Below are 24,719 nucleotides of genomic sequence, written 5' to 3'. Positions count from 1 at the left end.
CGGTACGACGCGCGGCACGGGCCGCCTTGTCTAGTCTTGAGTGTGCGGTGCGGTGCGGTGCGACCGCCCGCCAGGAGGAGGACGATGAGCGAGCGTGCGGTGGCCCCCGCCGGCGACGCCGAGCTGCGCCTGCCCAGGCCGCCCGGCATCTTCCGCCGCTGGCTGGCCGCGCACCCGTTCGCGGTCGACGTCGCGATCGTCGTCTGCTACCTCTTCGGTTGCGGGCTGATGCTCGTGATCGATGCGGCCGGGGCGACGAGCGCGGGAACCGCCGCGCCGACGCCCGTCGAAGCGGGCCTGCTGGGGTTCTACCTCGGCATGCCGAGCTATCTGCAGTGGCCGCTCGTGCTGCTGTCGCTGCTGCGCACCGGCGCCGTCGCGACGGCCCTGCTGCTCCGCCGCCGCTTCCCGCTGGCCGGGCTCATCGTGACGGTGCTCGCCCTCTTCGGCGACCAGTCGGCGCAGAGCGTCGCCAACTCCGTCGCGCTCGTCTTCCTGCTCTACGCGGTGCCGGTGTACCGCAGCGTCCCCGCGGGGTGGTTGGGCTACGGGATCGCCCTCGCCGGCTCGATCGCGGTGTACCTGCTGCCCGGGGGCATGGACTCCTCGCCTGCGGAGGTGAACTACACGGGCCCCGATGGCGCGATCGTCACGGAGACCATCGGTCCGTTCGCCTTCACCTGGGGCGAGTTCATCGCCGCGAGCGTCATGACGGCGCTCTGGTACCTCGCGATCCTGATGCTCGGGATCAACCTCGGCAATCGGCGGCGCTATCTCGCGGCGATCATCGACCGCGCCCATCAACTGGCCCGGGAGCGCGATCAGTTGGCGCAGCTGGCGGTCGCCGAGGAGCGATCCCGCATCGCCCGGGAGATGCACGACATCGTGGCGCACTCGGTGTCGGTGATGATCGCGCTCTCGGAGGGGGCGTCCCGCGTGGTGGAGGCCGCGCCGGAGGCCGCGAGCGACGCCATGCGCCGCAGCGCCGAGACGGGGCGCACGGCGCTCGCCGAGATGCGGCGTCTGCTGGGAGCCCTGAGCGAGCCCGCCGAGGGCGCCGCCGAGTTCGTGCCGCAGCCGGGGGTGAACGATCTGCCCGAGCTCGTGCGGAACTTCCGCGATGCCGGCCTCGACGCCTCGCTCGTGGTGCGAGGAGACGCCTCCGGCGATCGCGGTCAGGATCTCGCCGTGTACCGCGTCGTGCAGGAGGGACTGACGAACGTGCTGCGCTACGCCGGCCACGGGGCCCGCGCCGAGGTCGCGGTCGAGCGGCTCGCCGACCGCACGGTGGTCGAGGTGCGGGATCACGGCCGCGTCGATTCCGAGCCGGGGCCGGTCGCCGGGCTCGGGTCGGGCCGCGGGCTGCGCGGCCTCGCGGAGCGCGTGCGCGTCTTCGGTGGGACCATCGAATCCGGCCCGGTGCTCGGGGGAGGATGGAGGCTGCGCGCGATCCTCCCGGTGAGCTCCGATGCGCGCGACCTGGGCGCCGCGGGTGGCGGAGGGCCGATCCCGCAGACCGAGAACGAAGGAGAACGGCAGTGAACGACGGACCGATCCGGGTGATGCTGGTCGACGACCAGGAGCTCATCCGCACGGGCTTCCGACTCGTGCTGATGGGGGAGCGCGGGATCGAGGTCGTGGCCGAGGCCGGCGACGGGGCCGAGGCGCTCGCCGAGCTCGAGCGCCTCGACGGGGCCTGCGACGTCGTGCTGATGGACGTGCGGATGCCCGGCATGAACGGCATCGAGGCCTCCGCGGCGATCGCCAGGGACCATCCCGGCACGCGGGTGCTCGTGCTCACGACCTTCGACCTCGACGAGTACGCCACGGCGGCGATCCGGGCCGGCGCGAGCGGGTTCCTGCTGAAGGATGCCCGGCCGAGCGAGCTGGTGGACGCGATCCGGCGGGTCGCCGGGGGCGACGCGGCGATGGCTCCGAGCGTGATGCGCCGCATGATCGAGCAGATGCGGACGCTCGAATCCGGCGAGGGCGGCTTCCCTCCGCTCGACGGCGCCGCGGAGGGGGACTCGGCCGCGACGCCACGCCCGTTCGGTTCGATGGGCATGGGCTCCGCAGGTGCGGGCTCCGCGGGCTCCGCAGGTGCGGGTTCCGCGGGTGCTGCGGTCTCTCCGGGTGCAGGCTCTGCGGGCGGCGGGTCGACCGGCGCGGCGGTGCCGGACGCCTGCGACGCGGAGGCGTTCACGGCGCTCACCGAGCGTGAGCTCGAGGTGCTCCGCCTGATCGCGGAGGGGCTCAACAACGCGGAGATCAGCGCGAAGCTGTTCCTGTCCGAGTCGACGGTGAAGACCCATGTCGGCCGGGTGCTCGCCAAGCTCGAGCTGCGGGATCGCGTGCACGCGGTGATCTACGCCCGTACGCACGGGCTCTGACCCCCTGCGGCGGCCCCTCAGAGCGCCGGGGGCACCCGGAGGGGGACGCCTCCCGGCGCGGTGACTTCGGGGGGAACCGAGCCGGGAGGCGGAGTTCAGACCCCCGAGGGGGCCGGAACGTCGATGCGGCTTCCGGGGGGACCGATGCGCCGCGTTGAAGAGACTATGCCGCCTCGTGCGGAGGGAGCACGTCCCCGCTCCGAAGATCACCCGCGCTTTCACCCTCCGCGCTTTCCCCTCCGAGATTCCTCTCCGGGGGTCACCTCGGGCCAGCCTCTCGTGCGGCTGTTCGTCAGTGGCGCGCGATAGCCTGGCCGCATGAACTACTGGGCTGAGATCGTGGGCCAGACCGAAGCGGTCCACGCCCTCGATCGTGCGGCTTCGCCCGAGAGCGAGGGCGACCTCGCCCACGCCTGGCTGATCACCGGCCCTCCCGGGTCGGGCCGCTCGAACATCGCCCTGCGCTTCGCGGGCGCGCTGATCGCCCGCACGCCGGCGGACCGGGACGCGGTGTACGAGCAGGTGAGGGCGCGCACGCACCCCGACCTCGGCGTGCTCACCACCCAGAAGCTGCTCATCGGTATCGACGACGTGCGCGAGATCGTGACGACCGCCCACTACGCGCCGGCGGAGGGCCGGTACCGGGTGATCGTGATCGAGGACGCCGACCGCATGCCCGAGCGCACGTCGAACGTGCTGCTGAAGGCCCTCGAGGAGCCGCCCGAGCGCACCGTGTGGATCCTGTGCGCGCCCAGCGAGGCCGACCTGCTCCCCACCATCCGATCCCGCGCCCGTTCGCTGAGGCTCGTCACGCCCGCGCCGGCCGACATCGCCCGGTTGCTGCACGAGCGGGACGGCATCGACCCCGAGGCGGCCGAGCGCGCGGCCCGCCTCGCGCAGAGCCACATCGGCATGGCCAGGCGCCTCGCGAGCGATCCGGAGGCGCTGGCCCGCCGCGAGCGGACGGTGCAGATCGCGCTCGAGGTCGGCACCCTGGGCGAGGGCATGCGCGCGGCCGCCTCGCTCGTGAAGGTGGCGGAGGCCGACGCCGCCGCGCTCACGGAGCAGCTCGACGCCCGCGAGCGGGAGGAGGCGCTGCGCAACCTGGGCGTGGAGCCGGGGGCCGCGATCCCGCCGCAGCTGCGCTCGCAGATCCGGGCGCTCGAGGAGGATCAGAAGCGGAGGGCGACCCGGAGCCTGCGCGACGGCATCGACCGGATCCTGACGGACCTGCTCTCCCTGTACCGCGACGTGCTGGTGAGCGCGCTCGGGTCGGGGGCCGACCTGGTGAACCTCGAGCGGGCGGATCTCGTGGCCGACCTCGCGGCGCGCTGGTCTCCCGAGCGGGCGCTCGCCGCGGTGAGCGCGGTCGAGCGGGCGCGCGAGCGGCTGAGCCGCGGTGTGACGCCGGGGCTCGTGCTGGAGTCGCTGTTCGCCTCCATCGCGGTCGAGGCGGCGGAGGCGGTGTGAGCGGCGCGGAGCGGGAACCGTCGGCGGCGTCGGAGTCGGCGGCCCCCGAGGCGGGCCGGCGGCGTCGCCGGGTGCTCGTGTCGCTCGGGGTCGTGGTGGTCGTCGCCATGCTCGGATACGCGCTCTCGCCGGTGTTCATGCCTCTGCTCCGCGGCGGTGCCTCGGCCGCTTCCCCCGAGCCGCTCCCGCTGCCCGAGGCGCCGGACGGCACCGTCGAGAGCTTCGGCGGGCAGCAGCCCGAGTGGCAGCCCTGCGACGACGGCAAGCAGTGCGCCGACGTCTACGCCCCCGTCGACTGGGATGATCCGGCCGGCGAGCGCCTCACGCTGCGGCTGGTGAAGCAGCCCGCTTCGGGGGGATCCCCCCTCGGCACCCTCTTCGTGAATCCGGGCGGCCCCGGGGCATCGGGCGCCCAGTACGTCGCCGACGGCGTCGAGCGGGCCGTGAGCGCGACGGTGCGCGAGCGCTACGACGTGGTCGGCTGGGACCCGCGCGGCGTGGGCGCGTCGTCCCCGGTCAGCTGCCTCGACGCCGCCGGGCTCGACGACTACCTCTTCGGGGACGACGAGGCGGAGGAGCTCGAGCGGGGCAGCGACGAGTGGATCGAAGCCGCGGTCGCCGAGTCGGCCGAGTTCGGCGAGGCCTGCGCCGAGCGGACGGGGGAGCTGCTCGCTCACGTCGGCACCGACTCCACGGTGCGCGACCTCGACATGCTCCGCGCTATCGTGGGCGACGCGAAGCTCAACTACCTCGGGTTCTCCTACGGCACCTACATCGGGGCCAGGTACGCCGACGCCTTCCCCGAGCGCGTCGGCAGGCTGGTGCTCGACGGAGCCATGGATCCCGCGACGAGCGAGTTCGACGTGGTCCGCGAGCAGACGCGAGGCTTCGAGACGGCGCTGCGCGCCTACGTCGCCGACTGCCTCACCCGGGAGGACTGCCCGCTCTCGGGCACGGTCGACGAGGCCATGGCGCAGATCGGGGCGCTGCTCGACGGCGTCGACGAGCGGCCGCTGCGGGCCTCGGACGGGAGAACGCTCTACACGAGCACGATGCTGACGGCGATCATCACCCCGCTGTACTCGCAGGACTCGTGGACGGCGCTCGACCAGCTGTTCGCCTCGGTCGAGAAGGGGGAGGCCGACACCGCCTTCTGGCTCGCCGACTTCTACTACGGCAGGGAGGACGGCCGCTACACCGATAACTCGACGGAGGCGTTCATCGCGATCAACTGCGCCGACTACCCGAACGACCTCGAGCCCGAACTCATGCGGCATCAGGCCGCGGAACTCGAGCGCGCGGCCCCGACCATCGGGCGCTTCCAGGGGTACGGCGACGTCGGCTGCGCCGACTGGCCGGTGACGGCGGTGAGCGAGCGCGGACCCGTCACGGGCGCGGGCGCGGATCCGATCCTCGTGGTGGGCACGACGGGGGATCCGGCGACCCCGTACCGCTGGGCGGAGTCGCTGGCGGAGCAGCTGGAGAGCGGAGTCCTCGTCACCTATCGGGGCGAGGGGCACACCGCCTACGGGGAGAACGCGTGCGTCGACGAGACGGTCGACGCGTACCTGGTCGATGGGACGGTCCCGGCCGCCGATCCCCAGTGCGCGGGCTCGTAGGCGGCACCGAGCGCTCACGCCCGCAGTTCATCGGTCACGAATGTGCGGTATCGGCGCGAATATCGCACTTCTGCGACCGAAATGCGCGATCTGCGGCGGCGAGCCCGGAGGGGCGGCGGAGGGAGGCGGCGAAGAGGCGGAGCCTTCGGGCTCCGGGTGTCGAGTCGGCCCCCGGAAGCGTGATAAGCTGATTTCTCGTTGCAGGAACTCCGTGAGTTCCGAATACACGCCGCCTTAGCTCAGGGGTAGAGCAGTTCCCTCGTAAAGAACAGGTCGTCGGTTCAAATCCGACAGGCGGCTCTCCCGGCCCCCGTTGACTCCTCAACGGGGGCTCTTACTTTCCCCGGCCGGCCTCGCCGCTCCGCCCGCGGGTCGCGGGTGACCGACTGCGGAGTGCGGGCGGGTCGGCCGTGCTGCTCCGCCGTGCTCCGCCGTGCCGTCCGCTCGCGGTTCGGCCGTCCGTTCGCGGCTGCGCCGGAGTGCTCCCACCGTTCACTCGTGCCGGCGGCTGGGCCGCTGTCCTCAGAAAAGTTCGACAAGGCGAACTTTAAGATTCGGTGCTACTATTCCTGTATCCATCACGGGCGAATACGCAGGGACCGATGGGAGGCCGACACATGCGGGGACTGTTCTCGATGCTGCTGAGTGCGACTCTCGTCGTCGCACTCACCGCGTGCTCTGGTGCGGGAGCGGAACAGGGGCCGAACGACCCGAACGCTCAGACGAACGCTCGGTCGGGTGATCAGGGGGAGGCGCTGTCCGGGGAGCGGGCAGGCGAGCGGGCGACTGCCCAGGCCGACGACCCGAGACCCCTCGTGCTCACCACCTTCACCGTGCTGGCCGATATCGCGCGGAACGTCGCCGGCGAGCACCTGCGCGTCGAGTCGATCACCACGCCGGGCGCCGAGATCCATGGCTACGAGCCGACGCCCGGCGACCTGCGCCGAGCCTCCGGCGCCGATCTCATCGTGGACAACGGCATGCACCTCGAGGCCTGGTTCGAGCAGTTCGTCGCCGATCTCGATGCGCCCCACCGCGTCGCGACCACGGGCATCGACGCGATCGAGATCGCGAGCGGCGAGGCGGCGGGCACCCAGAACCCGCACGCGTGGATGAGCCCGCTCGCCGCGCAGCGATACGTCGACAACCTGGTCGAGGCGTTCGCCGAGCTCGATCCCGAGCACGCGGCCGACTACCGGGCGAACGGCGAGGCCTACAAAGCGGAGCTGCGCGCCGTGCACGAGGAGCTGGTCACCGCGGTCGAGGAGCTCCCGGAGTCGCAGCGGGTGCTCGTCACCTGCGAGGGGGCGTTCAGCTATCTCGCACGCGACGCCGGCCTCGAGGAGCGCTACCTCTGGGCCGTCAACGCCGAGCGCCAGGCGACGCCCCGCCGCGTCGCCGCGGCGATCGACGCGGTGCGCGAGCAGCGGGTGCCGGCGGTGTTCTGCGAGTCGACCGTCTCGGATGCTCCGATGCAGCGGGTGGTCGAGTCGACCGACGCCGTGTTCGGCGGCACGCTCTACGTCGACTCGCTGTCGGCGGCCGACGGGCCGGTGCCCACGTATCTCGAGCTGATCCGGCACGACGCCGATGTCATCGCGACGGCGCTCACGGGCGCTTCGGAAGGGGAGAAAGAATGACGAGGGCGCGTGTTCCCGCGGTGCGGGTCGACGACGTCACGGTGCGCTACGGAGAGGTGCTCGCGCTGGAGGGCGCCACCCTGAGCCTCGAAGCCGGGCGTGTATGCGGCATCATCGGTATGAACGGTGCGGGCAAGTCGACCCTGTTCAAAGCCATGATGGGGATCGTGAGGCCCGACCGCGGGCGGATCGCGCTCGAGGGCCTGTCCACCGCCCGCGCCCGCAAGAGCGGCACGGTCGGCTACGTGCCGCAGAACGAGGCCGTCGACTGGGCGTTCCCCGTGTCGGTGCGCGACGTCGTCACCATGGGGCGCTACGGGCGCATGGGGCCGACGCGCAGGCCACGCCGGGCGGATCGCGCCGCCGTCGCCGAGGCCCTCGACCGGGTCGGCCTCATCGACCTCGCGGAGCGCCAGATCGGCCGCCTCTCCGGCGGGCAGCGCAAGCGCGCATTCGTCGCGCGGGCCATCGCCCAGGGGGCGGGCGTCATGCTGCTCGACGAGCCGTTCGCGGGGGTGGACCGCCGATCCGAGCAGACCATCACCCGCCTGCTGCGCGAACTCGCCGCCGACGGCGCCGCGATCCTCGTCTCCACGCACGACCTGCACGCGCTCCCGCAGCTCGCAGATGAGGCGATCCTCCTGAACCGCCGGGTGCTGCTGCACGACACCCCCGAGGCGGTGCTGCGCCCCGAGAACCTGGCCCTCGCGTTCGGCACTCCGCCGGGGGACGGCGATCTCGCCGACGCCGACCCCTCCGACGCCGGCGCCGGCACCGGCGCCGATCTCGTCCGTACCGACCCCGCGGGCGCCGACGCCGATCCCGAACCGAACACCCCGGGGCAGGAGCAGCGATGAACCCGATCGACTTCCTCATCGAACCGCTCGGCTACACCTTCATGGTGCGGGCGCTGCTCATCACGGTGGTCGCCTCGGTGGTTTGCGCCGTGCTCTCGTGCTGGCTCGTGCTGATCGGCTGGTCGCTGATGGGCGATGCGGTCTCGCACGCCGTGCTGCCGGGCGTGGTGCTCGCCTACCTCGTGGGCGCGCCGTTCGCACTCGGGGCGGTGATCTTCGGCGTGCTCGCGGTGGCGCTCATCGGCGTGGTGCGCGACACGAGCCGCGTGAAGGAGGACGCCGCGATCGGCATCGTCTTCACCACGCTGTTCGCGCTCGGCCTCGTGCTCATATCGGTGACGCCGAGTCAGACCGACCTCACCCACATCATCTTCGGCAACCTGCTCGGCGCCTCCGCGGCCGACCTCGTGCAGGTGGTGGTCCTCGGCGCGATCGTGCTGGCGGTACTGGTCGTCAAGCGGCGCGACTTCACGCTCGCCGCCTTCGACCCCACGCACGCCCACGCGATCGGGCTGAGCCCGCGCGTCATCAACGCGGTCCTGCTGGGCCTGCTCGCGATGACCGCGGTGGTCGCCCTGCAGGCGGTCGGCGTGATCCTGGTCACGGCGATGCTCATCATCCCCGGCGCGACCGCCTACCTGCTGACCGACCGATTCGGTCGCATGCTCTGGATCGCGCCGCTGATCGGCGGGGTGGCCGCCATCATCGGCGTATACCTCAGCTACGGGTTCGACACGGCCTCCGGCGGGATGGTCGTGCTGGTGCAGGGCGCCGCGTTCTTCCTCGTGTACCTGTTCGGTCCGAGGCGAGGGGTGCTCGGGGCGAGGATCCGCTCGCGCCGCCGCGCGGAGGCTGCCGGCCGGGCGTAGCGACGCCCGCCGGGCGCCCCCGCACCCCGCACCGCTCTCGCGCGGGTGCGGTGCGCGCAGCGCTTACCCTTGAGGGGTGTCAACCGCATCCGCACCCCGGCAGCCGAGCGTCAAGCTCGAGGGCCTGCCCGCCGTCTCGAAGACGGAGCGCGTCGCGCTCTGGGACAACGCCAGGTTCGTCCTGATCCTGCTCGTCGTGATGGGGCACACGATCTCGACCGTGCGCATGGACGATGCGCTCGGATGGGGCATCTACACCTACATCTACCTGTTCCACATGCCGGCGATGATCCTGCTGTCGGGCGTCTTCTCGCGGCCCGAGACGACCCCCCGCGCGGTGCGTTCGACGTTCCAGCTGCTCATCACCTGGGCGCTGTGGGAGGGGCTCTGGGCGGTACTGCGGTTCGTGTTCGAGGGCGACGACCTGTCGTCGAAGTTCCTGGTCTCGCCGGCGTGGTCGCTCTGGTTCCTGGTGTCGCTCGCGACGATGCGGATCCTGCTGCCCTACTTCGCCCGCCTGCGGCACCCGCTGCTGTGCTCGGTGCTGCTGGCGCTCGCCGCCGGGGCGAGCCCGGCGATCGGTAGCGAGTTCTCCGCCTCCCGCACCCTCTGCTTCATGCCCTTCTTCGTGGCCGGCTGGCTGGCCCGGGATCGCGGCTGGCTCGCCGGCGACTGGTTCATGCGCCCGGCGCGGCGCACCCGCGCCATCGCGTGGGGACTGCTCGGGATCGTGGCGCTCGGCTTCGTCGCGGTTCCGCAGCTGCGCGAGGTGTGGCGCCTCGACAGCTGGCTGCGGTGGCGCGACGGCTACGCCTACATGCTGGAGGATGCTCCCCTCGGAAGCCTCGAGCCGAGCACCTGGTGGGGGATCCTGCTGACCGGCGCCGGGGTCCGGCTGCTGCTGCTCGGGATCGCGGCCGCGATGATCCTCGCGCTGCTGCTGGTGACGCCGCGCCGCTCGGGTGTCGCGACGGCGTGGGGGGCGCGCACGCTGTACATCTATCTGCTGCACGGACCGATCATCTGGGCGCTGCGCGAGAGCGGGGCCGTCGAGCGGATCTCGGCGCTCGGGGGCGCGGAGGGCTCGGTGCTCGGGATCGCGGTGCTGCTCGGGATCGGAGCCGCGATCACCGTCGTGCTGTCGATGCGCTGGGTGACGAAGGTGTTCCACCCCCTGGTCGAGCCGCGCTTCGAGCCGATGTTCGCGCGGCCGTAGGGGGACGCGGATCCGGGGCAGGCAGGACGTTCGCTCGGTCAGGGAACCCCTCGCCTGTCGCTCCTTCGTCGCGCCATGCGGCCCCGATGCGCTCGCTTCCCGGATACCCGGTCCGTCGCTCACTGATCCGCCCTCCCCCATGCCTCGACCCTCCGCGGTCGCATCGAAACCACCGTGGTTTCGATGCGACCGTGGAGGGTTCGTGCCGGGATACGGGCGTATGTTGCCGAGCACCGGCGCGTCGGGGGGCGGGGTGCGTGAGGCCGAGCGCCGGGGCTGCGGGGCGCGCGAGGCTCAGGCGTCAGGCGTTAGCATCGTCGGGGACGAGCAGCTGGTGCCTGGCGAGCTCCCGGTAGAGCGGCGTCGACGCGATGAGCTCCTCGTGGGTGCCCTCGCCGACCACGCGGCCCTCGTCGAGCACGACGATCTTGTCGGAGTCGACGACGGTGGAGAGCCGGTGCGCGATCACCACGAGGGTGCGGCCCGTCGAGACCGAGTCGAGGGCCTCCCGCATGAGGCGCTCGTTGACGCCGTCGAGGCTGGCGGTCGACTCGTCGAGCAGCAGGATCGGCGGCGCCGTGAGCAGGGCGCGCGCGATCGCGAGCCGCTGCTTCTCGCCCCCCGAGAGCATGATGCCGTTCTCGCCGACCTGGATGTCGAGGCCCGAGGGCGCTCCGTTCGCCGCCCGCCCCGATTGAGCCTGGTCCGACTCCGTCGCCCGACGCGACTGCGCCGCCTGGCGGTCGAGGATCCCGCCGAGGTTCACCGCCCGCAGCACGCGCTCGCACGCCGCATCGCTCGCGTCGGGCGCACCGAGCCTGAGATTGTCGCGCAGCGTGCCGGCGAGCACGGGGGCGTCCTGCTCGACGTATCCGAGCTGGGCGCGAAGCTCGGCGCGGTCGAGGGTGCGCAGGTCGGCTCCGTAGAGCGAGAGCGAGCCGCTGTCGGGGTCGTAGAAGCGCTCGATGAGCCCGAGGATGGTCGACTTGCCGGCGCCCGAGGGGCCGACGAGCGCGACCCGCGCGCCGCGGGGCACCTCGAAGCTGACGCCATGCAGCACCGCGGTCTCCACGACCTCGGCGGGTGCGGCCTCGACGTCGCGCCTCGCCCCCCGGGCGCCGCTGCGCACAAGGTCGCGGGCGTCGGCCCGGTCGGGGGCGGCCGAGCGATAGGTGAAGCGGACGTCGTCGAAGCGGATCGCGGGCGCCGTCTCGTCGCGGACGTCCGCGAGGGGAACGATGCGCCCGGCGGGCGAGAGGCCCTCGTCGCCCGCGGTCTCGGTGGGCAGCTTGGCGATCTCCTGGATGCGTCCGAGCGCCCCGAGGGCCTGGTTGACGGCCGAGATGGCGCCGAAGGCCTGACCGAGCGGCGTGATCATGAGGAAGAGGAAGATGATGAAGGTGACGAGCTGGGCGATCGTGATCGCTCCCGTGGCCACGCGGTAGCCGCCGAGGCCGAGCACGACGAGGAACGAGAGCTGCATCGCCAGGAACGAGACCGGCACGATGAGCGCAGAGATCTTCGCGACCTTCACCCCGAGGGCGTATGCCTCGACGGCGTCGCGTTCGGTGGCGGCCTGCTCGCGCTCGGCGGCACCGGCGGCGCGGATGGTGCGGATCGACGAGATCGACCGGTCCACCTGGGCGGCGAGGTCGCCGACCTTCTCCTGTGCCCTCGCGACGGCAGGTCGGATGCGCCCCGAGACGACGACCACCACGACGAGCGCGACGAGGACGACGCCGAAGGTGATCCCGAACAGCGTGGCGTCGATGACGAGCATGCCGATGAGCGCACCGAAGAACACGAGCAGTCCGCTGGCCGCCTCGACGAGGCCCTGCGTGAGCACCGCGCGCAGCAGGGTCGTGTCGCTGCCGACGCGCGAGACGAGGTCGCCGGTGCGGCGGCGGTCGAACTGCGAGATGGGTAGGTGCAGGATCTTCGCGATCAGCCTGCGCCGCGAGTGCAGCACGACGCCCTCGCCCATGCGCTGCAGCACGTAGTGCTGGAGTCCGTCGAGCACGGCCCCCACGACCACGAGCACGGTCAGCACCGCGAGCAGCGCGCCGAGCGCCTCGCCCGCCTCCACGCGCGAGATGATCTGCCCGAGCAGGGGCGGCTGCACGAGCGAGGCGACCGCGCCGACGACGCCGAGCGCGAGCGCGAGGGCGAGCAGGCCGCGCTGCTCGAAGAGGTACGGGATCAGCTCCCTGAGCGACGCCCGCGGGCCGCGGGGCCGATCGTCGTCCGCGCCGGATCCGGCCCGCCGGGATGCGCGCTTCGTCCGCGCCGCTGAGTCTTCTGCCACGTGAGCCAGCCTATCCGGGCGAGCTGGCGCGCAGCTCGACGCTGGCGCGTCCCCCTATGCGGCCGCGCGGATCGCCCGCAGCTGGACCGCGAGATGCAGCGAGGCCTCGACGGCCTCACGGCCCTTCGACTCGACCGAGCCCGGCAGGCCCGCCCGGTCCAGGGCCTGCTGCTCGGTGTCGGTCGTGAGCACCCCGAATCCGACGGGCTTGCCCGTGTCGAGCTGCACACGGGTGAGGCCCTCGGTGACCGCGTCGCAGACGTAGTCGAAGTGGGGGGTGCCCCCGCGGATGATGACGCCGAGGCAGGCCGCGACGTCGAAGCCGGATCCGAGCGCCGCCTGCGCCGCGAGCGGCAGCTCGAAGGCGCCGGCGACGCGGAACACCGCGTGCTCGGCGCCGAAGGCCGCGGCGGTCTCCTCGGCGCCGGCGACCAGGCCGCCCATCACCTCCTCGTGCCAGCTGCCGGCGATGATCGCGACGCGCAGACCCGTCGCGTCGACCTCGAGATCGGGTGCTCCTGCTCCGCTCATGCGTGTGCTCCTTGCTGGATGTGCAGTGGTATGCGGTGGTCGTGGTGGACGCGCGCGGCGGCCGGGCGGCGCCTAGACCGGCATCGCCCCGGGCAGCTGGTGGCCCATCCGGTCGCGCTTGGTCTCCAGGTAGCGCGTGTTCAGCTCGGTCACGCCCACGAGCAGCGGCACGCGCTCGGAGACCGCCACGCCGTGCGCTTCGAGCTGCGTCACCTTGTCGGGGTTGTTGGTGAGCAGGCGCACCCGGCCGATGCCGAGGTCGGCGAGGATCTCGGCCGCCGCGGTGTAGTCGCGCGCATCGGCGGGGAGACCCAGCTGCAGGTTGGCGTCCAGCGTGTCGACGCCCTGCTCCTGCAGCTGGTAGGCGCGCAGCTTGTTCGCGAGCCCGATCCCGCGCCCCTCCTGACCGCGCAGGTAGACGACGACGCCGCCGCGCTCGCTCACCAGATCCATCGCGGCGTCCAGCTGCGGCCCGCACTCGCACTTCAACGAGCCGAAGGCCTCGCCCGTGATGCACTCGGAGTGCACCCGCACGAGCGCGTCGTCGCCGGGCAGCGCGCCGTCGGGGGTGGCCGCGACGAGGGCGACGTGGTCGACCCCGCTGCGCCGATCCCGGTAGGCCCGGGCGCGGAACTCGCCGTGCTCGGTGGGCAGCAGCGCGTCGGCGCGCAGGCTGACGCGGCGGTGCTGCACCGGCTCGCCCTCGGCGGGGGCGCCCGCCGGGTCGTGCTCGTCGAGGTAGCGGATGAGCTGCTCGATCGTGACGACCGGGATCCCCTCCTGCTCGCCCAGCTCGATGAGGCCGGGCAGGCGCATCATCTCGCCGTCCTCCTGCACGATCTCCGCGATGACGGCGACCGGGCGGAGCCCCGCGAGGCGCATGAGCTCGACGGAGGCCTCGGTGTGCCCGTCGCGCACCCGCACCCCGCCGTCGACGGCCCGCAGCGGGAGGATGTGGCCGGGGCGGTGCACATCGCCGGGCTTGGCGTGCGGGTTCGCGAGGGCCCGCAGCGTCGTCGCGCGGTCGCTCGCGCTGATGCCGGTGGTCACGCCGAACGCGGCATCGACCGTGACCGTGTAGGCCGTGCTGCGGGCGTCCTCGTTGTGCTCGACCATCATCGGCAGTTCGAGCTGGTCGGCCACGTCGTTCGACATGGGCGCGCAGAGCAGGCCCGAGGAGTGGCGCACGGTCCAGGCGATCCACTCGGGGGTCGCGAGCTCGGCGGAGAGGATCACGTCGCCCTCGTTCTCGCGGTGCTCATTGTCGGCGACGATGACGGGGCGGCCCTCGCGGATCGCCGCGACGGCCTGCTCGATGGTGGCGATGCTCATGCGGGCGCTCCTTCGGAATCGGTGGGTCGGCGGGTGGCGGGAGCCGCGGCGCCCGGGTCTGCGGTGCGATCAGTCGCATGCTCCGCATGCTTTGCGAACGCTTGCATGCGCGCGACGTGCCGTGCGAGGATGTCGGTCTCGAGGTTCACGCGGTCCCCCGGCTCGAGCGCGCCGAGCGTGGTCGCGGCGAGGGTCTCCGGGATCAGCGACACCTCGAACCACGGTTCGGGATCCTCGGGGGCTGCGATGCCGGAGACGGTGAGCGACACCCCCGACAGCGTCACGGATCCCTTGTCGACGAGCAGCGGCGCCAGCTCGCCGGGCAGCGAGAACCGCAGCACGCGCCACGCGTCCCCGGGCCGGACCGACAGCAGCACGGCCGTTCCGTCGACGTGACCCTGCACGATGTGGCCGCCGAGACGGCTGTCGACGCGGGCCGCCCGCTCGAGGTTGACGCGGCTGCCGGGCACGAGCTCGCCCAGGGTGGACATGCGGATCGACTGCGCCATGACGTCGGCGGTGAACGTGCCGCCCCCCGCGGCCTCGCCCTGCTCGACGACGGTGAGGCAGACCCCCGAGACCGAGATCGACGCGCCGTGCGTCGCGTCGCTCGTGACGACGGGGCCCCGGATCGTGAGCCGCAGCGAGTCGCCGAGGGGCTGGACGGCGACGATCTCGCCGATTTCCTCGATGAGTCCGGTGAACATCAGTGCTCCTCCGTTGCGGGGATGAGTGCGGGGTCGGGGTGGGGACGGTCGGCGGGGTGCCCGTGATCCGGATCGCGGGGGCGTTCGGCGGGCCGCATGCGATCTGCGGGCCGCTTGCGTTCGGCGTATCGCGGCGGGTCGGAGGAGCTCGCCGGCAATCGGCCGCGCAGCAGCAGATCGCGGCCGAGCGGCAGGGTCTCGGTGATGTCCAACCGTCGGATCCCGGAGATGTCGTCGATCCCGATGTCGCCGATGGCGAGGCCCGGGCCGCCCAGCAGCGCGGGGGCGAGGTAGACGAGCACCTCGTCGGCGAGTCCCCTCGCCAGCAGGGAGCCGATGATCCCGGGGCCGCCCTCGACGAACACGGAGCGGATCCCGTGCCGCGCGAGCTCGGCGAGGTCGGCGGCGAGGTCGTCGCCGCGCAGCCGGATCGGCGCCTCCAGCCCGCGTGCGGCGAGCGCCGGGTGCCGCAGCACGCGCGCACCGCTCGGGATCGGGCGCCGGCCGACGACCACGGGAACCGGCTGCCGCTCCGGATCGACCAGCAGTTCTCCGTCGTGCGCGCGCGCGGTCAGGGCGGGATCGTCGGCGAGCAGCGTGCCCGTGCCGACGAGGATCGCGTCGGCCTCCGCGCGGCGGCGGTGCACGTCGGCGCGTGCCTCGGCACCCGTGATCCACCGGCTCGTGCCGTTCGCTGCCGCGGCGCGACCGTCGAGGGTCTGCGCCCACTTCGCGATCACCCGGGGGCGCGGTGCGGCGGCGGGTGATGCGGCGGGCGGTGCGGTTGCGGACGATGCGGCGGCGGCTCCTGCGCGCTGTCGTGCGAGCCAGGGCCCGAGCAGGGCACGGGCTTCTGACTCGAGCACGCCCCCGAGCACGTCGGCTCCCGCGGCGCGCAGCGACTCGGCGCCGCCCGCGGAGGCGTCGCCGGGATCGTCGAGGGCGAATGCGACGGAGCCGATCCCGAACTCCGCGAGCGCCAGTGCGCACGGCCCGGTGCGCCCGACGTGGTTGCACGGTTCGAGCGTGACGACCGCGGTGAGTTCGCCGGGGCGCGAGCGCCAGGCCTCGGGCACGCGGCCGAGCGCGTCGACCTCGGCGTGCCGGCTGCCGGCGCCGCGGTGCCACCCCTCCGCCACGATTCGGCCCTCGGGATCGAGGATCACGCAGCCGACCTGCGGGTTGGGGTCGTCGGCGGGTCCCCGGCCGGCGAGGGCGAGGGCGCGGCGCATCGCGTCGTCGAGAAGATCGCGCTGCAGCATCTTTCGCTCCCTGTTCCCTGCGTACCGTACGGGTAGGCGTATACCGGGGATCAGGGTCGCTTGCGACCCGCGTTCCTCTCATCCGGACTAGAGAGCGGCCGGGGCCGCGTCCCATCACCGTCGGTTCCGGAATTCCACCGGATCGGCCCCGCAGCGCGGGGTTCGCGGACTGTCACCGCCGGTTCGGAATCACACCGACCCCGGAACACGCTACCTACTCTAACCCGGCCCGCGGAGGAATCATTCCCCCGCCGCGTCGATGACGCTGCGTGACGGGGCGGCGTGCCTCACCCCCGCATCACGAAGGGATCGGCGACGGGCAGGAGTAGCCTGGGGGCAGGACGCCACCCTGACGCCCTGATCACCGGTGCGCGATCGCATCCCGGCGCGCGCCGCGACCTCACGATCGGAGAAGGAGCCCCCATGCGCGCAGTGACCTACGTGAAGAACGACACCGTCGAGGTGCTCGACAAGCCGGTGCCCGAGATCCAGCCGGACGAGGTGCTGCTCCGCGTGGGCGGGGCCGGCCTCTGCCACTCCGACATCGCGATCATCGGCATGGGCGACGACAACCCGCTCATCGGCGGCACGCTCGGCCACGAGGTCGCCGGCACCGTCGAGCAGGTCGGCGAGGACGTGCGGGGCTGGCAGGCCGGGGACGGCGCGATCGTCGCGCTGATCCTCTCGTGCGGGCAGTGCCGAGAGTGCCTCGCGGGGCGCGACAACCAGTGCGAGGTCGCCTACCCGCGCGATGCGCTCGCCCCGCTCTCGCCCGGCATCGGCAGCCCCGGCGGCATGGCCGACTACATCGCGGTGAAGGCGCACCACCTCGACCCGCTCGGCGACCTCGACCCGGTGGAGGCCGCTCCGCTCGCCGACGCGGCCCTGACCCCGATGCACGCGATCAACACGGTTCGGGATCGCATGGTCGGCGACGCGACGGTCGTGACGATCGGCCTCGGCGGGCTCGGCCACATGGCGCTGCAGATCCTCGCGGCGACCACCGGGGCCCGGATCATCGCGCTCGACACCGACCCCGAGAAGCTGAAGTTCGCGGAGGCCCACGGGGCCGACCTCGCGCTGCCGAGCGACGGGAACGCCGCCGCCCGCATCCTCGAGGAGACGGGCGGGAAGGGCGCGGACGTGGTCTTCGACTTCGTCGGCGTGCAGCCCACCGTCGACCTCGCGCTCGCCGTCGTCGCGGGCGGCGGGGCGATCCGCTTCGTGGGGCTCGGCAACGGGGCCTTCGAGTACGTCGCGGGCAGCGGTACGCCGCTGCCGTGGGGGGTCAACATCGAGCGGGCCTACGGCGGCACGCGCTCCGACATGCGGCAGGCCGTCGCGCTCGCCCGTGCGGGGAAGATCGGCGTCGAGGTCGTGCGGTACCCGCTCGACGAGGCCGTGCAGGCCTTCGACGACCTGCACCACGGCCGGATCCAGGGCCGCGCCGTCCTCGTGCCGTAGACGACTCACCGCGCTCGGCGCTCGGGGCCGGGCTCCGACCCCGAGCGCCCGTGAGGGGCCCGCGGCCCGCAGCCCGGTGCCGCGGCGGGAGGGATCAGCGGCGCAGCAGCCCCATCGCGTCGTAGACGCGGTCGAGCGTCGCGGTGGCGACCTCGTTCGCGCGGTCGGCGGCGCCCGAGAGCAGTCGATCCAGCTCGGCGGGATCCGAGAGCAGCTCCTCGGTGCGGGCGCGGATCGGCGAGAACGTCTCCTCCACGACCTCGGCGAGCCCCTTCTTCAGGTCCCCGTAGCCGCGGCCCTCGAACTCGCGCTCGATCGACTCGATCATGCGCCCCGTGAGCACCGAGTAGATGGTGAGCAGGTTCGAGACGCCGGGCTTGCCCTCGTGGTCGTAGCGGATCTCGCCGTCGGCGTCGGTCACCGCCCGCATGATCTTCTTCCTCGTGACGTTGGCGGGATCCAGCACCTTGATGAGGCCGGCCTCGCTCTCGGCCGACTTCGACATCTTCGCCTCGGGGCTCTGCAGGTCGTAGATCTTCGCGGTGCCCTTCTGGATCTGGGCCTCCGGAACCACGAAGGTCTCGCCGAAGCGGGAGTTGAAGCGGGTCGCGAGGTCGCGGGTCAGCTCGATGTGCTGGCGCTGATCCTCGCCCACCGGGACCACGTCGGCCTGGTAGAGCAGGATGTCGGCGGCCATCAGCACGGGATAGGTGAAGAGCCCGACCGAGGTCGCGTCCGAGCCGTAGCGCAGCGACTTGTCCTTGAACTGGGTCATGCGGCCGGCCTCGCCGAAGCCCGTGATGGTGTTGAGCACCCAGGCCAGCTGGGTGTGCGCGGGCACGTGCGACTGCACGAACAGGGTCGACCTGGCTGGATCGATGCCCGCCGCGATGTACTGGGCGGCCGTGCGGCGGGTGCGCGCCGCGAGCTCGGCGGGATCCTGCGGCACGGTGATGGCGTGCTGGTTGACGACGCAGAAGTACGCGTCGAAGCTGTCCTGCATCTGCACCCACTGGGTCAGGGCGCCGATGTAGTTGCCGAGGTGCAGCGAGTCGCTCGAGGGCTGCATGCCCGAGAAGATGACGGGCTTGTGGTTGGTGCTCATTGACGGCTTTCTAGGCGGTGTAATCGACGACGACGGGAGCGTGATCCGACCATCGCGTGTCGTAGGAGGGGTAGCGGTCGATCTGGTAGTCGGCGACGCGCTCGGCGAGAGCCGGGGTGACCACGTGGTAGTCGATGCGCCAGCCGGTGTCGTTGTCGAACGCCTGCCCGCGGTTCGACCACCACGAGTAGGGGCCGTCGACCTCGCCGGCCCAGCGCCGGCCCACGTCGATCCAGCCGAAGCCGACCCCCTCGGAGCCGTCGACGCCGGTGACGACCTCGCCGCGGGCACCGAAGAAGCGGTCGAAGTAGGCGCGCTCGCGGGGCAGGAAGCCGGAGCGCTTGACGTTGCCCTTCCAGTTCTTGATGTCGAGCTCGCGGTGGCCGACATTGAAGTCGCCGACGATCGCCGCGTACTCGCGCTCCGCGGCGAGCTCGGTCATGCGCACGCCCATCGCGTCGAGGAAGGCCCACTTCGCCTCCTGCCGGGGCGTGTCGACCTCGCCGGAGTGCGTGTAGTTGCTCACCACCGTGAAGGGCTTGCCGCCGAGCTCGAAGTCGGCCTCGAGCCACCTGCCCGACGACTGGATCGTCTCCTGCGCCTCGGCGGGGCCGAGGCCGACGCGGTGCGCGGTCGCCGGCACGCGGCTCGCGATGGCGACGCCCGCGCGGCCCTTGATCTGGCAGGGGTCGTGCAGGATGTGCCAGCCCTCGCCGAGCAGGCTCTCGACGTGGGAGTCATCGGCTCGGACCTCCTGCATGGCGAGCACGTCGACGCCGCGCCCGGCGAGCCAGTCGCCCATGCCCTTGCGGTAGGCGGCACGGAGGCCGTTGACGTTGACGGAGGCGACGCGCAGTGTTTCAGCCATGCCCGCCAGTCTACTTCGCGCCGCCGACACCGAGGCGCGGCGCCGCACCGCCGAGACCGAGGACCATACCGCACCGTCGCCTTGTGTAGAAGAACTACTCCAAATCACCGACGCACACCCAATTCTTGCGGAAACGCTTGTGGAAACCCGCTGAGTGCGTAGTATTGCTACGAGCGCGCTCAAGCGGAAGCTCTCCGCGCTCCGTGTCATCACCACAACGAAGTGAGGAGTATCGAGCATGACTCGTAACGCAACGCGACGCGCGCTCATCGGAGTCGGCCTGGCCGCCGCGATCGGCATGACCTCTCTCGCGGGCTGCTCGTCGGCCTCCGAGGATGCGGGCTCCGGTGGCGCCGGCGGGAACGCAGAGGACGTCACCGCGTACCAGGGCGTCCGCAGCCTGTCGAACGCCTACCACGCCAACTGGGTCGAGGGCGGCGAGCTCTTCGGCGAGTGGGCCGGCGTCGAGGTGCACACCATCACCGACGAGGCGGATTCGCAGCGTCAGCTCTCGCAGATCCAGGCGCTCGGCACCTCCGGCGAGATCTACGCCCTCAACGTCGACCCCAACACCTCCTCCGACACCGAGGCGATCGTCAACGCCGTCACCGACGCGGGCGGCTTCGTCGTCACGCAGTGGAACAAGCCCGACGATCTGTTCCCCTGGGACGTGAGCGACAACTGGGTCGCGCACATCAGCTTCGACGGCCGCACCAGCGGCCAAGAGGTCTCGGAGGCGCTCTTCGAGAAGATGGGCGGAGAGGGCGGGGTCATCGCCCTGCAGGGCATCCTCGACAACGTGCCAGCCAAGCAGCGCTTCGAGGGTCTGCAGAACGCGCTCGAGGACTACCCCGGCATCGAGCTGCTCGAGGATCAGACCGCGAACTACAGCCGCTCCGAGGGCCTCTCGGTGACGCAGACGCTGCTCGCGAAGTACGGTGACCAGATCACGGGCGTCTGGGCCGCCAACGACGAGATGGCGCTGGGCGCCGTCGAGGCGCTCCGCGCGGCTGGGCTCGAGGGCGAGATCCCGGTGGTCGGCTTCGACGCCGTTCCCGAGGCACTCGAGGCGATCCAGGAGGGCGATTCGGGTTACATCGCCACGGTCTCGACCGATCCCTGGTGGCAGGGCAGCGCGGCGCTCTCGCTCGCCTACCAGGCGGCGACCGGCGAGATCGACGTGAGCGAGCTCAGCCACGAGGAGCGCGCCTTCTACGGTGAGCAGACCGTCGTCACCGCCGACAACGTGACCGACTTCCTCGAAGCTCCGCCGCTCGAGCAGCTGGTGCCCGACCTCGAGGATCCCTGGGCTCGCAGCCAGGGCCCCATCGAGCCCTGATCGTCTGCCGGCCGTGGGGGGGGGGGGGGGGGGGGGCGCCCCCCCCCCCCCCCCCCCCCCCGCGGCCTGGGTCGGGCCGCGGGGGGGGGGGGGGCCCCCCCCCCCCCCGCCCCCCCCCCCCCCCCCCCACGGCGATCCCGCCTCCGGAGCAGTGATAGAGGAGACCATGACCCAGTCAACCGTGCCCGCCGCGACAGCGGATGCGCGCGTGCCGTCGAAGCTGCCGAAGTGGCTCGTCGACGGCGGCCCGTTCGTCGCCCTGATCGCCATGATCGTGGTGTTCACCGCGGCCAATCCGACGTTCCTGAGCCCGGGCAACGTCGGCATCCTGCTGTCGCAGCTCGCGATCCCCCTCGTCATCGCCACCGGCCTCACCTTCGTCATCCTGCTGGGCGGCATCGACCTCTCCATCGAGGGCGTCATGGCGACCTCCTCGCTGCTCTTCGTCCTGACCGCCGCGAACGACCGCAACGACCTGAGCCTCGGACTGCTCGCCGCGGTCCTCGGCATCGCGGCCGGATCGCTCTTCGGGCTCGCCAACGGCGTGCTCAACGTGCGCTTCGGCATCCCGTCGTTCATGGTTACGCTCGGCATGGGGGCCGTCGGCATCGGCGTCGCGACCGTCCTCTTCGGCGGCCGCTCGCCGCGCCTGCTCGATCCGGGCCTCAAGGCGATCGGCACGGGCAACACCCTCGGCGTCGCGAACATCTTCCTCGTGGCGCTCGCGGTGCTGATCCTCGGCTACCTGGTGCAGCGCTTCACGCGCCTCGGCCGTTACGGCTACGTCATCGGCGGCGACGAGGCCGTCGCGAAGCTCTCCGGAGTGAGCGTCGCGCGCTACAAGATCGGGGCCTTCGTCGTCGGCGGCACGACCTCCGGCATCGCGGGCGTGCTCGTCGCCACGCAGCTCGGCGTCGGCTCCCCGGTCATCGGCGAGGGGTTCCTGTTCACCTCGATCACGGCCGTCGTGCTCGGCGGCACGCTGCTGACGGGCGGGCGCGGCGGCGTGCTGCGGAGCCTCGTCGGCGTCGCGATCATCGTCGCGCTGAGCAACGGCCTGATCCTCATGGGCGTCAACTCCTACGTGCAGATCGCGGTGCAGGGCGTCGTCATCATCGCCGCGGTCGTCGTGACCGGCTGGCGCCTCCGCACTCGAGTGAGGGTGATCAAATGACCGCCGCGTTGGAAGTCCGCAATCTGACGAAGCGCTTCCGGGGCGTGGTGGCGCTCGACGGCGTGAGCTTCGAGGTGCGTTCCCACGAGGTGGTCGGCCTCATCGGCGAGAACGGCGCGGGCAAGTCCACGCTGCTCAAGGTGCTCTCCGGCATCTACCAGCCCGACGAGGGCGAGATCTACCGCAACGGCGAGCGGGTGGCGTTCCGCAGCTCCCAGGAGTCGGCCCGCGCCGGCATCGGCATGGTGCACCAGGAGCAGTCGCTCATCACCAACGTCACCGTCGGGGAGAACATCCTGCTCGGCGCCGAGGGCGACGCGGTGCGCTTCGGCTTCTACAACTGGCCCCGCCTCAACGCCAACGCGCAGCGGCAGCTCGACAAGATCGCCTCGCGGATCCCGCCGACCGCGATCGTCGAGTCGCTCAGCTTCGCCGAGCGGCAGATGGTGGAGCTCGCGAAGGCGCTCTACGTGGAGGAGGGCGCGAAGGCCGAGCCGGTCATCGTGCTCGACGAGCCCACCAGCGTGCTCGAGGGCGCGGAGCTGGAGACGCTGTTCGATCAGATCGACCGACTGCGCAAGATCGCCTCCGTGATCTTCGTGTCGCACCGTCTCGACGAGGTGCTGCGGGTGTCCGACCGGGTCTACGTGCTCAAGGACGGGCGCTCGGTGGGCGAGATGCGCGCCGAGGAGGCCGATGTCGAGACGCTGCACCGCCTCATGGTCGGACGCGAGAGCTCCGCGCAGTTCTACCGCGAGGACGAGCAGCTTCCGGTCGAGGGCAAGGAGGTCGTGCTGAGCGTCGACGGGCTGTCGAGGCGAGGGGCCTTCGACGACGTGTCGTTCGAGGTGCGGGAGGGCGAGGTGCTCGGGATCGCGGGTGTGCTCGGGTCCGGTCGCGAGGAGCTCAGCCGCGTGCTGTTCGGCGCGGAGCCGTTCACCGCCGGATCCGTGCGCCTGCACGGCAAGCCGGTGCGCTTCGGATCGCCCGTCGACGCGGTCACGGCCGGCCTGGGGTACATCCCGGCCGAGCGCAGGATCGAGGGCATCGCGGACGGGATGAGCGTGGAGGAGAACATCTTCCTGGTCGATCCCGACACGGTGTCCTGGGGCCCCTTCCGCAGGGTCGCCGCGGCGAGGGACTCGGCGCGCGAGTGGATCGAGCGCCTCCGCGTGCGCACCCCGGACGAGCGCGCCAACATCGGCAACCTCAGCGGCGGGAACCAGCAGAAGGTGGTGCTCGCGAAGTGGCTCAACTCCCCGAAGCTCCGACTGCTGATCCTGGACCATCCGACCCGCGGCCTCGACGTCGGGGCGAAGGAGGACGTCTACGCCTTCGTGCGCGAGCAGTGCGCGAGGGGGATGGCGGTGGTGCTGCTCGCGGATTCGCTCGAGGAGACCATCGCGCTGAGCCACACGATCCTCGTGATGCGCGACGGGAGGGTCGAGGATCGCTTCGACGCCCGTCCGGGGAGCAAGCCGCTGCCCGTAGACCTCGTAGAGAAGATGGTGTGAGGCATGAGGAACACACGTGACGACCGGACCTCGACGCCGACGAACACGGCGACGGCGCAGCCGAGGACGAGCATCGACCGCTTCGACTGGCGTTCCCGCGCGGTCTCGGTCGTGCCGTTCGCGGTGCTCGTGCTGCTGGTGCTCGTCGTGACGCTGCGGCAGCCCAACTTCCTGGGCGTGGCCAGCATGCGCGGCCTGCTGCTCAGCCTCGCCCCGATCCTGCTGCTCGCGCTGGGCCAGATGTTCGTGATCCTGACCGGCGGCATTGACCTCTCGTTCGCGGCGACCGCGTCGTTCGGCACCGTGCTGCTGGCGCTGTGGCTGCCGGGCATGGGCCCCGGCGGCATCGTGCTCATGCTGCTCGCGATGGCGGCCATCGGCTTCCTCAACGGACTGATCGTGGCCAAAGCGCAGGTGCCGTCGTTCATCGTGACGCTGGGCGCGCTCGGCCTCTACTCCGGTCTCGGCCTGTGGATCTCGGGGGCCTCGACGATCAGGATCAGCGAGGGGTACGAGCCGCTCGCCGCGCTCAAGGATCTGCGCATCGCGCAGATGCCGGCCGTCGGCGTCTTCGCGATCCTCGCGGCCGTGCTGGTCTTCCTGGGGATGCACACGCTCAAGCGGGGCCGCGCCCTGCATGCGATGGGCCTGGCTGAGCCCGCCGTGCTGATGTCGGGGATCTCGACCGTGCGCCTGCGGATCCTCGCCTTCACGACGTGCAGCTTCTTCGCGGGCCTCGCCGCCGTCGTGATGGCCACCGCGCAGCGCTCCGGAGGGCCGACCCTCGCCGACAGCCTCCAGCTCCCGGCGATCGCCGCCGTCGTGGTCGGCGGCACCGCCATCACGGGCGGCGTCGGCGGCGCGATCAAGACGCTCATCGGCGCGCTCATCATCGTCGTGCTGCGCGTGGGGCTCACCGCGATCGGGGTCGATCCGTCCTACGAGCAGATCGTCTACGGCTGCGTGGTCATCGCCGCGGTCGCGCTGACGCTCGACCGCTCGCGATTGCGCGCGATCAAATAGGGGGCCTCGAGGCGTAGGCTGGGCTGGTTGCAGA

General features: G+C 71.9%; 20 protein-coding genes, 1 tRNA gene and 1 riboswitch. Of the genes, 14 read left to right on the top strand and 7 right to left on the bottom strand.

Going from position 1 to position 24,719, the window contains the following annotated elements:
• Positions 1 to 84 precede the first annotated feature (84 nt).
• The 9 genes from JD276_RS06255 (at position 85) to JD276_RS06215 (ending at position 10,061) form a co-directional block, all read left to right on the top strand.
• Positions 85 to 1,542, top strand: a complete 1,458-nt coding sequence (locus tag JD276_RS06255; protein WP_200114804.1) for a sensor histidine kinase — start codon at positions 85 to 87, stop codon at positions 1,540 to 1,542.
• Positions 1,539 to 2,390 (top strand): response regulator transcription factor, encoded by an 852-nt coding sequence (locus tag JD276_RS06250; RefSeq protein ID WP_372432826.1) that lies wholly within the window; start codon positions 1,539 to 1,541, stop codon positions 2,388 to 2,390. The genes JD276_RS06255 and JD276_RS06250 overlap by 4 nt, the downstream gene beginning before the upstream one ends.
• Before the next feature lie 318 nt (positions 2,391 to 2,708).
• Positions 2,709 to 3,860: a DNA polymerase III subunit delta' gene (locus JD276_RS06245; protein ID WP_200114803.1), complete on the top strand. Its 1,152-nt coding sequence runs from the start codon at positions 2,709 to 2,711 to the stop codon at positions 3,858 to 3,860.
• Positions 3,857 to 5,479, top strand: coding sequence for an alpha/beta hydrolase (locus JD276_RS06240; protein ID WP_307866484.1), 1,623 nt, complete (start codon positions 3,857 to 3,859; stop codon positions 5,477 to 5,479). Before JD276_RS06245 ends, JD276_RS06240 begins: the two co-directional genes overlap by 4 nt.
• A 228-nt stretch (positions 5,480 to 5,707) precedes the next feature.
• Positions 5,708 to 5,779, top strand: a tRNA-Thr gene (locus tag JD276_RS06235).
• A 317-nt stretch (positions 5,780 to 6,096) separates the two neighbouring features.
• On the top strand, positions 6,097 to 7,119 hold the full coding sequence (locus JD276_RS06230) for a metal ABC transporter substrate-binding protein (protein ID WP_233615405.1): 1,023 nt from the start codon (positions 6,097 to 6,099) through the stop codon (positions 7,117 to 7,119).
• Positions 7,116 to 7,976 carry a metal ABC transporter ATP-binding protein gene (locus tag JD276_RS06225; RefSeq protein WP_200114802.1) on the top strand — a complete coding sequence of 287 codons (861 nt, stop codon included), beginning with the start codon at positions 7,116 to 7,118 and terminating at the stop codon, positions 7,974 to 7,976. Before JD276_RS06230 ends, JD276_RS06225 begins: the two co-directional genes overlap by 4 nt.
• Complete coding sequence (locus JD276_RS06220) at positions 7,973 to 8,845, top strand: metal ABC transporter permease (RefSeq protein ID WP_200114801.1); 873 nt, start codon at positions 7,973 to 7,975, stop codon at positions 8,843 to 8,845. Before JD276_RS06225 ends, JD276_RS06220 begins: the two co-directional genes overlap by 4 nt.
• Before the next feature lie 76 nt (positions 8,846 to 8,921).
• Positions 8,922 to 10,061, top strand: a complete 1,140-nt coding sequence (locus JD276_RS06215) for an acyltransferase family protein (RefSeq protein WP_307866483.1) — start codon at positions 8,922 to 8,924, stop codon at positions 10,059 to 10,061.
• Positions 10,062 to 10,362: 301 nt separating this feature from the next.
• On the opposite strand, the gene JD276_RS06210 is transcribed toward JD276_RS06215, so the two are convergent.
• From JD276_RS06210 to JD276_RS06190, 5 genes are all read right to left on the bottom strand, one after another.
• Positions 10,363 to 12,366, bottom strand: a complete 2,004-nt coding sequence (locus JD276_RS06210) for an ABC transporter ATP-binding protein (protein WP_200114800.1) — start codon at positions 12,364 to 12,366, stop codon at positions 10,363 to 10,365.
• A 54-nt stretch (positions 12,367 to 12,420) separates the two neighbouring features.
• Positions 12,421 to 12,897: a 6,7-dimethyl-8-ribityllumazine synthase gene (gene ribH, locus JD276_RS06205; protein ID WP_200114799.1), complete on the bottom strand. Its 477-nt coding sequence runs from the start codon at positions 12,895 to 12,897 to the stop codon at positions 12,421 to 12,423.
• A 72-nt stretch (positions 12,898 to 12,969) separates the two neighbouring features.
• On the bottom strand, positions 12,970 to 14,229 hold the full coding sequence (gene ribA / locus JD276_RS06200) for a GTP cyclohydrolase II (protein WP_200114798.1): 1,260 nt from the start codon (positions 14,227 to 14,229) through the stop codon (positions 12,970 to 12,972).
• Positions 14,226 to 14,936: a riboflavin synthase gene (locus JD276_RS06195; RefSeq protein ID WP_200114797.1), complete on the bottom strand. Its 711-nt coding sequence runs from the start codon at positions 14,934 to 14,936 to the stop codon at positions 14,226 to 14,228. Before JD276_RS06195 ends, ribA begins: the two co-directional genes overlap by 4 nt.
• Positions 14,936 to 16,198, bottom strand: a complete 1,263-nt coding sequence (locus tag JD276_RS06190) for a bifunctional diaminohydroxyphosphoribosylaminopyrimidine deaminase/5-amino-6-(5-phosphoribosylamino)uracil reductase RibD (protein ID WP_200114796.1) — start codon at positions 16,196 to 16,198, stop codon at positions 14,936 to 14,938. The genes JD276_RS06195 and JD276_RS06190 overlap by 1 nt, the downstream gene beginning before the upstream one ends.
• Before the next feature lie 66 nt (positions 16,199 to 16,264).
• A riboswitch (FMN riboswitch) is annotated at positions 16,265 to 16,410 on the bottom strand.
• Between the two features lie 211 nt (positions 16,411 to 16,621).
• On the opposite strand from JD276_RS06190, the gene JD276_RS06185 reads away from it, so the two are divergent.
• Positions 16,622 to 17,662, top strand: a complete 1,041-nt coding sequence (locus JD276_RS06185; protein WP_200114795.1) for a zinc-binding dehydrogenase — start codon at positions 16,622 to 16,624, stop codon at positions 17,660 to 17,662.
• Between the two features lie 94 nt (positions 17,663 to 17,756).
• On the opposite strand, the gene trpS is transcribed toward JD276_RS06185, so the two are convergent.
• Entirely contained in the window at positions 17,757 to 18,767 is a 1,011-nt protein-coding gene (gene trpS, locus JD276_RS06180) for a tryptophan--tRNA ligase (protein WP_200114794.1), read from the bottom strand.
• Positions 18,768 to 18,777: 10 nt separating this feature from the next.
• Positions 18,778 to 19,635 carry an exodeoxyribonuclease III gene (locus JD276_RS06175; RefSeq protein WP_200114793.1) on the bottom strand — a complete coding sequence of 286 codons (858 nt, stop codon included), beginning with the start codon at positions 19,633 to 19,635 and terminating at the stop codon, positions 18,778 to 18,780.
• A gap of 238 nt (positions 19,636 to 19,873) precedes the next feature.
• Between JD276_RS06175 and JD276_RS06170 the strand changes: the two genes are divergently transcribed.
• The 4 genes from JD276_RS06170 (at position 19,874) to JD276_RS06155 (ending at position 24,685) form a co-directional block, all read left to right on the top strand.
• Positions 19,874 to 20,974: a sugar ABC transporter substrate-binding protein gene (locus JD276_RS06170; protein ID WP_200114792.1), complete on the top strand. Its 1,101-nt coding sequence runs from the start codon at positions 19,874 to 19,876 to the stop codon at positions 20,972 to 20,974.
• Between the two features lie 166 nt (positions 20,975 to 21,140).
• Positions 21,141 to 22,148 carry an ABC transporter permease gene (locus JD276_RS06165; protein WP_200114791.1) on the top strand — a complete coding sequence of 336 codons (1,008 nt, stop codon included), beginning with the start codon at positions 21,141 to 21,143 and terminating at the stop codon, positions 22,146 to 22,148.
• A complete protein-coding gene (locus JD276_RS06160; protein WP_200114790.1) occupies positions 22,145 to 23,662 on the top strand; it encodes a sugar ABC transporter ATP-binding protein in 1,518 nt (505 codons plus the stop codon). The genes JD276_RS06165 and JD276_RS06160 overlap by 4 nt, the downstream gene beginning before the upstream one ends.
• Before the next feature lie 3 nt (positions 23,663 to 23,665).
• Positions 23,666 to 24,685 (top strand): ABC transporter permease, encoded by a 1,020-nt coding sequence (locus tag JD276_RS06155; RefSeq protein WP_200114789.1) that lies wholly within the window; start codon positions 23,666 to 23,668, stop codon positions 24,683 to 24,685.
• Positions 24,686 to 24,719 lie beyond the last annotated feature (34 nt).

Source organism: Leucobacter chromiisoli, assembly GCF_016522505.1.
Classification (GTDB): domain Bacteria; phylum Actinomycetota; class Actinomycetes; order Actinomycetales; family Microbacteriaceae; genus Leucobacter; species Leucobacter chromiisoli.
The sequence above is the reverse complement of the archived record's forward strand: the minus strand, read 5'-3'. Positions and strand labels throughout refer to the sequence as shown.

Bases quoted from the DNA above. Each gene is read 5' to 3' on its own strand.
- ribH (WP_200114799.1), bottom strand. From the start codon at position 12,897: ATGAGCGGAGCAGGAGCACCCGATCTCGAGGTCGACGCGACGGGTCTG.
- trpS (WP_200114794.1), bottom strand. From the start codon at position 18,767: ATGAGCACCAACCACAAGCCCGTCATCTTCTCGGGCATGCAGCCCTCG.
- JD276_RS06160 (WP_200114790.1), top strand. From the start codon at position 22,145: ATGACCGCCGCGTTGGAAGTCCGCAATCTGACGAAGCGCTTCCGGGGC.
- JD276_RS06165 (WP_200114791.1), top strand. From the start codon at position 21,141: ATGACCCAGTCAACCGTGCCCGCCGCGACAGCGGATGCGCGCGTGCCG.
- JD276_RS06155 (WP_200114789.1), top strand. From the start codon at position 23,666: ATGAGGAACACACGTGACGACCGGACCTCGACGCCGACGAACACGGCG.
- JD276_RS06220 (WP_200114801.1), top strand. From the start codon at position 7,973: ATGAACCCGATCGACTTCCTCATCGAACCGCTCGGCTACACCTTCATG.
- JD276_RS06185 (WP_200114795.1), top strand. From the start codon at position 16,622: ATGCGCGCAGTGACCTACGTGAAGAACGACACCGTCGAGGTGCTCGAC.
- JD276_RS06245 (WP_200114803.1), top strand. From the start codon at position 2,709: ATGAACTACTGGGCTGAGATCGTGGGCCAGACCGAAGCGGTCCACGCC.
- JD276_RS06230 (WP_233615405.1), top strand. From the start codon at position 6,097: ATGCGGGGACTGTTCTCGATGCTGCTGAGTGCGACTCTCGTCGTCGCA.
- JD276_RS06225 (WP_200114802.1), top strand. From the start codon at position 7,116: ATGACGAGGGCGCGTGTTCCCGCGGTGCGGGTCGACGACGTCACGGTG.
- JD276_RS06175 (WP_200114793.1), bottom strand. From the start codon at position 19,635: ATGGCTGAAACACTGCGCGTCGCCTCCGTCAACGTCAACGGCCTCCGT.
- ribA (WP_200114798.1), bottom strand. From the start codon at position 14,229: ATGAGCATCGCCACCATCGAGCAGGCCGTCGCGGCGATCCGCGAGGGC.
- JD276_RS06190 (WP_200114796.1), bottom strand. From the start codon at position 16,198: ATGCTGCAGCGCGATCTTCTCGACGACGCGATGCGCCGCGCCCTCGCC.
- JD276_RS06255 (WP_200114804.1), top strand. From the start codon at position 85: ATGAGCGAGCGTGCGGTGGCCCCCGCCGGCGACGCCGAGCTGCGCCTG.
- JD276_RS06195 (WP_200114797.1), bottom strand. From the start codon at position 14,936: ATGTTCACCGGACTCATCGAGGAAATCGGCGAGATCGTCGCCGTCCAG.
- JD276_RS06170 (WP_200114792.1), top strand. From the start codon at position 19,874: ATGACTCGTAACGCAACGCGACGCGCGCTCATCGGAGTCGGCCTGGCC.